10 protein-coding genes are annotated in these 8,373 nt (G+C 61.8%); all 10 read right to left on the bottom strand.

All coding sequences use genetic code 11. The annotated features are described in order from the left end of the window. On the bottom strand, nucleotides 1-584 hold a 584-nt coding region (locus tag QZ326_RS09535; protein ID WP_295744479.1), incomplete at its 3' end, for an energy-coupling factor transporter transmembrane protein EcfT. Further along, nucleotides 578-1,444 carry an energy-coupling factor transporter ATPase gene (locus tag QZ326_RS09530; RefSeq protein WP_295744481.1) on the bottom strand — a complete coding sequence of 289 codons (867 nt, stop codon included), beginning with the start codon at nucleotides 1,442-1,444 and terminating at the stop codon, nucleotides 578-580. The genes QZ326_RS09530 and QZ326_RS09535, both read right to left, overlap by 7 nt. Before the next feature lie 75 nt (nucleotides 1,445-1,519). Then, entirely contained in the window at nucleotides 1,520-1,906 is a 387-nt protein-coding gene (locus QZ326_RS09525; RefSeq protein WP_295744475.1) for an immunogenic protein, read from the bottom strand. A gap of 14 nt (nucleotides 1,907-1,920) precedes the next feature. Then, entirely contained in the window at nucleotides 1,921-2,775 is an 855-nt protein-coding gene (locus QZ326_RS09520; protein ID WP_295744472.1) for an energy-coupling factor transporter ATPase, read from the bottom strand. Next, complete coding sequence (locus tag QZ326_RS09515) at nucleotides 2,768-3,376, bottom strand: VanZ family protein (RefSeq protein ID WP_295744469.1); 609 nt, start codon at nucleotides 3,374-3,376, stop codon at nucleotides 2,768-2,770. Before QZ326_RS09515 ends, QZ326_RS09520 begins: the two co-directional genes overlap by 8 nt. Nucleotides 3,377-3,498: 122 nt before the next feature. Continuing rightward, nucleotides 3,499-4,032 carry a rod shape-determining protein gene (locus QZ326_RS09510; protein WP_295744466.1) on the bottom strand — a complete coding sequence of 178 codons (534 nt, stop codon included), beginning with the start codon at nucleotides 4,030-4,032 and terminating at the stop codon, nucleotides 3,499-3,501. Next, complete coding sequence (locus tag QZ326_RS09505; protein WP_295744463.1) at nucleotides 4,017-4,880, bottom strand: class I SAM-dependent methyltransferase; 864 nt, start codon at nucleotides 4,878-4,880, stop codon at nucleotides 4,017-4,019. The genes QZ326_RS09510 and QZ326_RS09505 overlap by 16 nt, the downstream gene beginning before the upstream one ends. Nucleotides 4,881-5,041: 161 nt before the next feature. Further along, complete coding sequence (gene malQ, locus QZ326_RS09500) at nucleotides 5,042-6,532, bottom strand: 4-alpha-glucanotransferase (RefSeq protein WP_295744460.1); 1,491 nt, start codon at nucleotides 6,530-6,532, stop codon at nucleotides 5,042-5,044. A 14-nt stretch (nucleotides 6,533-6,546) separates the two neighbouring features. After that, entirely contained in the window at nucleotides 6,547-7,569 is a 1,023-nt protein-coding gene (locus QZ326_RS09495; RefSeq protein ID WP_295744457.1) for a LacI family DNA-binding transcriptional regulator, read from the bottom strand. A 67-nt stretch (nucleotides 7,570-7,636) separates the two neighbouring features. Continuing rightward, nucleotides 7,637-8,373 (bottom strand): carbohydrate ABC transporter permease (locus tag QZ326_RS09490; RefSeq protein WP_295744452.1); only part of this gene is annotated, 737 nt, incomplete at its 5' end.

Raw genomic sequence — 8,373 nt, 5'->3', positions numbered from 1 at the left:
ATCAGGTTCCCGCTCTCAAAGTCCGCCCCCCGGGCCTTCTGGGCGGACATGATCTTGTCCGTCTCCTCAATCAGCGTCGGAATAAACCGCAGGGCGATGGACATCATCATGGCCAGCTCATGAACCGGCACATGGAGCCGCTTCAATCCGTTCAGTAGCCTCTCCAGCCCATCGGTAAGGCTGATGGGGCTGGTGGTGTAAGTCATGAGGAACGTACCCATAATCAGCAGCATGATCCGCAGCACCATAAAGACGGCGTTGTGCAGTCCTGTGTCCGAGATCTGGACCGGCCCCCACTCCACCAGATTTCTCGTGCCCGGCGTAAAGAACAGGTTCAAGAGCCCCGTAAAGATGATGATAAACAGCACCGGCTTCAACCCCCGCACCAGGGCCCTGAGACCCACTTGGGAGACGCGGACGCACACCGCCAGCGTCAGGGCAAGCACACCGTAACCCGCTGCCCCTTTGGCGCAGAACAGGGCGATGATATACAGCAGCACCAACAATATCTTTGTCCGGGGGTCCAGCTTATGGGCCGGAGTGTCACCGGGGAAATACTGCCCCAGAGTGATGTCTTTCAGCATGGGGCCCCTCCCTTCCGCAGCGCCAGCAGCTGCCGCTCCAGGTCCTCCACGGTGTAAACCGCCGGGTCCACCTCCAGCCCCCGGGCCTTCAATGCCATAGCGACCCTTGTCACCTGGGGCACATCCAGCCCCGCGGCCATCAGCGCGTCCGCCTGGGCAAAGACCTCCGCCGGCGTGCCGCTCATCAGCACATGGGCGGATTTCAGGACCAGAATCCGGTCCACATTTCGGGCGATTTCGTCCATACTGTGGCTCACTAGAATCACCGTGGTGCGGCGGTTGCGGTGAAAGTCCCGAATGTTGGCCATCAGGTTCTCCCGGCCCGCCGGGTCCAGGCCCGCCGTGGGCTCGTCCAGCACCAGCACCTCCGGCTCCATGGCCAGCACCCCCGCCAGGGCCACCCGGCGCTTCTGTCCGCCGGAGAGCTCAAAGGGGGACTTCATCAGCTGGTCGTCCCGGATACCCACCAGCCGCGCCGCCTCCCGGACGGCGTGGTCCAGCTCCGCCCCGGTCTTGCCCTGGTTGGCAGGGCCGAAGGAGATGTCCTTATACACCGTCTCCTCAAAGAGCTGATACTCCGGATACTGGAACACCAGCCCCACCCGGAACCGCACCTCCCGGATCTTCCTGGGCTCGGACCAGATGTCCTCTCCCCCCAGCAGCACCTGGCCGGAGGTTGGCCGCAGCAATCCATTCAGGTGCTGGATCAGGGTAGACTTCCCGGAGCCGGTGTGGCCGATAATACCCAAAAACTCCCCCGGCTGCACAGTAAAGCTCAGGTCCTCCACCGCACTGCGCTGAAAGGGCGTGCCGATACCGTAGGTGTGGGTCAGGTTTTTCACTTGCAAGATGGGCTGTATGTTCTCCAAGGCAGTCTCTCCTCTTCCCGCTTGGGCGTTGTTCGTATTCCAAAAGTCTCCGCGTCCCCGCCCATCCTATTGAATGGCCACGAAAACCGCATCTTCCGCTTGAAAGTAGTCCTCCAAATTGCTGCTCAGTCCGCTGGCCTTCCACGCCTGGTCGAAGGTAATCTCCTCCCTGTTGCTGAGAATCGTATAAGTGATGTCGTTCACGGCGTTATGCAGTCTCCCCGTCACCACCAGCTTGTACTGATAGACGCAGTCGTCCGTCTTCCACGTACCATCGCTCAATTCATAGTAGGTCTGCGTGGTAACTTCCCCGCCCTGTTCGATCCGCTCCGAGACAAGCTCCTCCGGCGTTGCAGCGAACGTATTGACCACCGTGACCTCCTGATTTTTGGAACAGCCGCACAGGCCCAGAGCCAGCGCCAGCAGCAGGCCAACCCATACGCATCGCTTCATTTTAAAATTCCCTCCTATTCCAAATTTCCAATTTCCGCCGCAATGGCGTCCGCACACGCCTCTACCGTCAGCGCATCCAGGGGCACGTCCAATCCGCGGCGCCGCAGGCGGTCCAGCAGATCCACCGTGTCCGGCACCGTCAGGCCCATGTGCCGCAGATCCGCCACCTGGGTGAATACCTCCGCCGGGGTCCCGTCCATCTCCACTTTCCCGTTGTCCATGACGACAACCCGGTCCGCTTCCTCCGCCTCATTCATGTGGTGGGTAATGAGCACCACGGTGATACCCTTCTCCTTATTCAGCCGGTGGACAGTGCTCAGCACCTCCTGCCGCCCGACCGGGTCCAGCATGGCCGTGGCCTCGTCCAATACAATGCACGCCGGCTCCATAGCCAGCACCCCGGCGATGGCTATGCGCTGCTTCTGCCCGCCGGAGAGGAGATGGGGTGCGTGGCGGACAAAATCGTACATGCCCACGGTTTTCAACGCATCGTCCACCCGCCGCCGGATGTCCTCCGAGGGAACTCCCAGGTTCTCCGGGGCAAAGGCCACATCCTCTTCCACCACGTTGGCCACAATCTGGTTGTCCGGATTCTGGAACACCATGCCCACCCGCTGCCGGATGGCCAGCAGCAGACTCTCGTCCAGCGTGTCCATGCCCTCCACATAGACCTTGCCTCCCGCCGGCAGCAGCACGGCGTTGAAGGTCTTGGCCAATGTGGATTTTCCCGAGCCGTTGTGGCCCAGGACCACCACAAAGCTGCCCTTTTCAATGGTGAGGTCCACGCCCCGCAGGGCGAACACCGGCTCTCCGCCCTCGTCCGCCGGGTAGGCGAAGCGCAGGCTCTCAGTTTCGATCATCTCATTCATGGACCGTCTCCTCACTCAAATCCACATGGAATTTCTCCGCGAACCCCGGGGCCAGCCGCCTCAGTCCTCTCCAGAGAAGGAATCCGCAGAACACGCCCAGTGCGTTCAAAATGATGTCGTCAATGTCAAAAAACCGGCCCACCAACACCTGCCAGCACTCGATGCCCGCCGTGATTCCAAGTCCCGCACACAGCGCCCACCGCCCGGTCCACCCCCGCCACAGCAGGGCCGCCAGGAAGCCAAAGGGCACAAACATGACGATATTTCCGACAATATTAAAGAGGCTGTCTCCCTGTGAGAAGGGGATCAGGTTCACCCGGTGGGCCAGCGGGAGAGCCCAGCCGCTGAAATACGGCGACCAATATCCCTGGAGCCCGGCCCACAGCCACGTCGGATGCGGACACAGTGTCAGTACCGCCATGCCGCCGGAGAACATCGCCAGCAGCAGCAATCCTGCCTCCCGCACCCCGCTGCTGGTGAGCCCCCGCCTCCTGAGACGGCGCCTCCTCCAGGGAAGCAGGCATAAGAACAGCGCCAGCGCCGCTGCAGCTCCCGGCAGCATTCCCGTCAGATACTCCAGAATCCGGAGAATATCACGCATAGGCACTTTTCTCTCTTTCTACCGGCCGCCGCCAGAATGTCCGGAGATATCCAGACCGTACGGCGGGCAGCTTTTGACTATACAAACAGGAAAAATGAAGCAAAATTTTTCTCTCTGTAATTCTACATCCCGGGTTCAATATGCACCACAACAGCATTCCGCAGCTCCTTCCGCTCTGCCACCCGGTCCAGCGCCCCGGAGAGAGAACCGCGGTACAGCAGCACCTTCCGGGCCCCCGCCTGAAGCAGGGCGTCCGTCATGGCGATCTCCTCCACCTGGGTGGTGCGGTCCTGCACCCGGACGCAGACCAGCGGCTTGGGCAGGAGCGGTCCCATCTGCCGCAGGAGCGCCTTGAACAAAAACCGCGCCCCACCGTAGCAGGCCACCTGCCCCTCCCGCAGAGGTGAAAACACCACTGCGCCCGAAACATCCTCATAGGCCCGGGCCGCCTCTCCGGCGGCGAGGCACCGTTCCATCATCCCGTCCTCCGCCCGAATCTGGGCGGCCACCAGGGACTTCTCCCGCACCTGCTTTCCGGTTTTAAGACAGCGGACCGTGATCTCCGCCGGGGCAAAGGTGCGGCTCCACTCCTCCAAAAGCGGCCGGCCGCCCTCATAAAAAGCATCCCGCATCCCCGGCCTCACTCGCTGAACCATCTTCCCGCAGCTCCGCAGGGCAATGCCAGTCCCGTCTCTGTGACAGGCAGGCCCAGCTCGTCCCAGATGCACTTTCCGCCGTACTTCGACCCCACCAGCAGATTCAGCAGGTATCCCAGCACGGACGGGGCCAGCCCTGTGGTATAGGAATTGATGAGCACGAAAAGGGGCTTATCCGACAGCACTCCGGCGCACAGCTTCACAAATCCATAGAGGTTTTCCTCCAGCTTCCAAACCTCGACGCCGGGTCCCCGGCCATAGCTGGGCGGGTCCATAATGATGGCGTCATACTGCCGCCCCCGACGGATCTCCCGCTCCACAAACTTTGCGCAGTCGTCCACGATCCAGCGAATAGGCGCTTCCTCCAGGCCGGAGAGCTTCGCGTTCTCCTTCGCCCAGGCTACCATGCCTTTAGCGGCGTCCACGTGACACACGCTGGCCCCGGCCCTGGCGCAGGCTGCAGTGGCCCCGCCGGTGTAGGCGAAGAGATTCAGCACCCGAATGGGCCGCCCGGCACTGCAGATCTTCTCCATGACGAAATCCCAGTTGGCCGCCTGCTCCGGAAAGAGGCCGGTGTGTTTGAAGTTCATGGGCTTGACCTGGAAGGTCAGCTCTCCGTAATGAATCTTCCAGTTTTCCGGCAGGGCCTTCTTCTCCCAGTGGCCGCCGCCGGTTTGGGAGCGGAGATACCGTCCGTCCGCCCGCTTCCAGGCGGGATTCCGCCGCTGGGTCTCCCAGATGGCCTGGGGGTCCGGCCGCACCAGCACCTGGCTGTTCCAGCGCTCCAGCCGTTCGCCGCCGCCACAGTCCAGCAGCTCATACTCCTCCCACTTGTCTGCAATCCACATATTGTTTCCTCTCTCTCCCGCCGCCTCCTCGGAGACAGCAGAAACGGTTTGCATAGTAAATCATGTTATTATACCGCCAATGACCCGCCCCCGTCAACAAAAAAACGGACTGAGTTTCAGAGAAACATCTGAAACTCAGTCCGTTTTCGCCTCTCACGCGTCTATTGGGCCGGAAGTCTCTGGTAAATCTCCATCTCCCGCCGCAGCCGCCGGGCCAGCTTTTCACCATAGGTTCCCGGCGCCGTCCGCCAGCGCCAGTTATTTCCCCCCAGGGTGGAGGGGATATTCATCCGGGCCTCGCTGCCTAGGCCCAGCAGATCCTGGAACTGTATCACCGCCAAATCCGCGGCGGAGGCCCACACAGAGCGCATCATTCCCCAGTGAAAGCCCTCCTGCTCGTTCAGCCGCAGGTAGGCCCTGGCCAGCGCCGTGTCCTCCGCCGGAGCGGAAGCCATCCAGCCCTGGATGGTGTCATTGTCGTGGGTGCCGGTATAGGCCACGCAGTGCGGCGTATAGCAGTGGGGCAGATAGCCGCCGCCGGTGTCCCGGCTGTCAAAGGCAAATTCCAGCACCTTCATGCCAGGATAACCCGTCTCTGCCAGCAGCTTTCCCACAGAGTCGGTGAGAAAACCCAGGTCCTCGGCGATGATATCCCTGGGGCCCAGAACCCGCTCCACAGTCTCAAAAAACCGGATGCCCGGCCCAGGCCGCCAGCGGCCGTTCCGGGCCGTGGTGTCCCCGTAGGGGATGGCGTAGTAGGCGTCAAAGCCCCGAAAGTGGTCAATGCGCAGGGTGTCGTAAATGCGGAACTGGAAGGCTATGCGCCGCAGCCACCACTGATAGCCGTCGGCCTTCATCCGCTCCCAGTCGAAGAGGGGATTTCCCCACAGCTGGCCATCGGCGGAGAAGCCGTCCGGCGGGCAGCCGGCCACCTCAGTGGGCCGCCCCTCACCGTCCAGCTGGAACTGTTCGGAATTGGCCCACACGTCGGCGCTGTCCCCGGAGACATAGATGGGCAAATCCCCGATGATGGAGATGCCCCTGCTGTTGGCGTAAGCTTTCAGGGCTTTCCACTGGCGGAAGAACAGGTACTGCACTGCCTGCCAGAAGGCGGCCTCCCCCGCCAGCTCCTCCCGGGCGGCGGCCAGCGCCTCGGGACGGCGGAGCCGCTCTCCCTCCGGCCACTGGAACCAGGATACGCCGCCGTGCTTTTCCTTCAAGGCCATGAACAGGGCATAGTCCTCCAGCCAGTCCCTGTGCTCCTCACGGAACCGGGCAAACTCCGGCGGGTCTTCCTCCAGCAGGCGGCCGCAGGCCTTTCGCAGCACGGGGTACCGGGCCTCATACAGCAGTCCGTAATCCACCCGGGCAGGGTCGCTTCCCCAGTTCAGCTCCCAAAACTCCGCCGCCTCCAGCAGTCCCTCCGCCGCCAGGTCCTCCAGGTCGATAAAGTAGGGATTCCCGGCGTAGGAGGAGAAGGACTGGTAGGGCGAGTCCCCGAAGCTGGTGGGGCACACCGGCAGGATCTGCCAGCAGGACTGCCCCCCGGCGGCCAGGAAGTCCACAAACTCCCGGGCCGCCGCCCCCAGCGTCCCGATTCCGCAGGGGGAGGGCAGGGCGGATATGGGCATCAGGATTCCGGCTCTTCTCACGTTGGAATCCCCTTTCATATAAAATCAGACAGCTCCAGCCGGGCCACACTCTCACCGGGAATCAGCTGGAAGGGCACCACCTCGTGTACGGGGCGGTTTTTCCGCTCGATGTTGTGGAGCAGGACGTCCACTCCCCGTTCCGCCAGCCGCTGCGTATCCTGGCGGACGGTGGCCAGCCGGGGGACGGAGTAGTTGGCCATGGCGATCCCGTCAAAGCCAACCACCGAAATGTCCTCCGGCACCCGCTTGCCCAGGTCCCGCAATGCCCGGATGGTGCCCATAGCCATCACGTCGCTCAGGGCGAAGATGGCGGTAAGATCCGGGCAGCGGTCCAGCAGCCGCAGCGTGGCGGCGTATGCCTCCCCCATGGAGTACCGGCAGGGCTCACACTGGCGCTCCTGGTCAAAGGGCAGCCCCAGCCGGGCAAAGGTCCTCTCGCACCCTCTCAGCCGGCGGTAGCTGATCTGGGAGCAGGTCCAATTGCCCCCCAGAATCCCAATGCGCCGGTGACCCCGCTCCGCCAGAAAATCGATGACCTGGGCCGCGGCCCCGCCGTCGTCGGTGGTGAGGGAGGAGAGGTTTTCAAACCCCAGCTCCCTGGCAGTGTTGGTCAGCAGCACACAGGGCACGCTGATGCCGTAAAACTCCGACCCGAACATCTCCACATCGCCGCCCAGGAACAGAATCCCCATGGGCTTGCGCTCCCTGCACAGCTGGAGGGCGTAGCCCACCTCGTCGGCGTCCTCGTCCAGATAGTAGACCACGGCCTCCCGGTCGTTCTCCTGCAAAAGCGTCTGCACCCGCTCCACCAGATCGGCAAAGAGCATATTCTGGGTGCCCTTCACCAGGATGGTGATGCCGGTCCCGGCCTGCTGCTTCAAGTGCTTGGCGTTGTTGTTGGGCTGGAAACCGTACTCCTCAATCACCGCCAGCACCTTTCGCCGGGTCTCTTCGCTGACATCGGGGTGCTGATTCAGCACCCGGGACACGGTGGCCACACCGCACCCGGACAGCCGGGCAATATCCTTGATGGTCACACCGTATCCCCTCTCTTCTCATAATTCGGCTGATAATTATATCATACCGGCAGGCAAAACGCAAGTCTCACCCTTTGACGGCGCCGGCCGCCACGCCCTTGATGATATACTTCTGGCAGCTCAGGTAGAAGACAATGATGGGAATGATGGCCAGCACCAGAGACGCCATAATGGCGCCCATGTCTACCCGGCCGTAGGACCCCTGCATCCGCTGGATGACGATGGAGATAGTGCTGAACTTGTTCAGGTCCAAAGTCAGATAGGGCAGCAGAAAGTCGTTCCAAATCCACATGGTCTCCAGGATGCCCACGGAGATGTAGGTGGGCTTCATGATGGGCAGCACCACGGAGAAGAAGGTCCGCAGCGGGGAGCAGCCGTCAATCATGGCCGCTTCCTCAATCTCGATGGGAATAGACTTTACAAATCCGCAGAACATGAATACCGCGAGGCCCGCGCCGAAGCCCAGATAGATGATGATAAGCCCCCAGGGGGTGTTCAGCCGCAGCCGGTCGGTGACCAGGGACAGGGTGAACATCACCATCTGGAAGGGCACCACCATAGAGAACACGCACAGGGTATACAGAGACTTAGTGGTCCGGTTGCTCACCCGGGTAATGAACCAGGCGAACATGGATGTGCAGATCAGGATCACCACTACGGAGCCCACAGTGATGACCAGAGTCCACAGCACAGCCTTCAAAAAGCCGTAGTCGTTGATGGCGCTCGCATAGTTCTCCCCGCCGATCCAGGTCTTCTCACTGGGCATATTGAAAGGCTCCAGGTTGATGAAGGCCTTTTTCTTAA

The sequence above is a fragment of the uncultured Oscillibacter sp. genome (genome assembly GCF_910587525.1).
Classification (GTDB): domain Bacteria; phylum Bacillota; class Clostridia; order Oscillospirales; family Oscillospiraceae; genus Oscillibacter.
The sequence above is the reverse complement of the archived record's forward strand: the minus strand, read 5'-3'. Positions and strand labels throughout refer to the sequence as shown.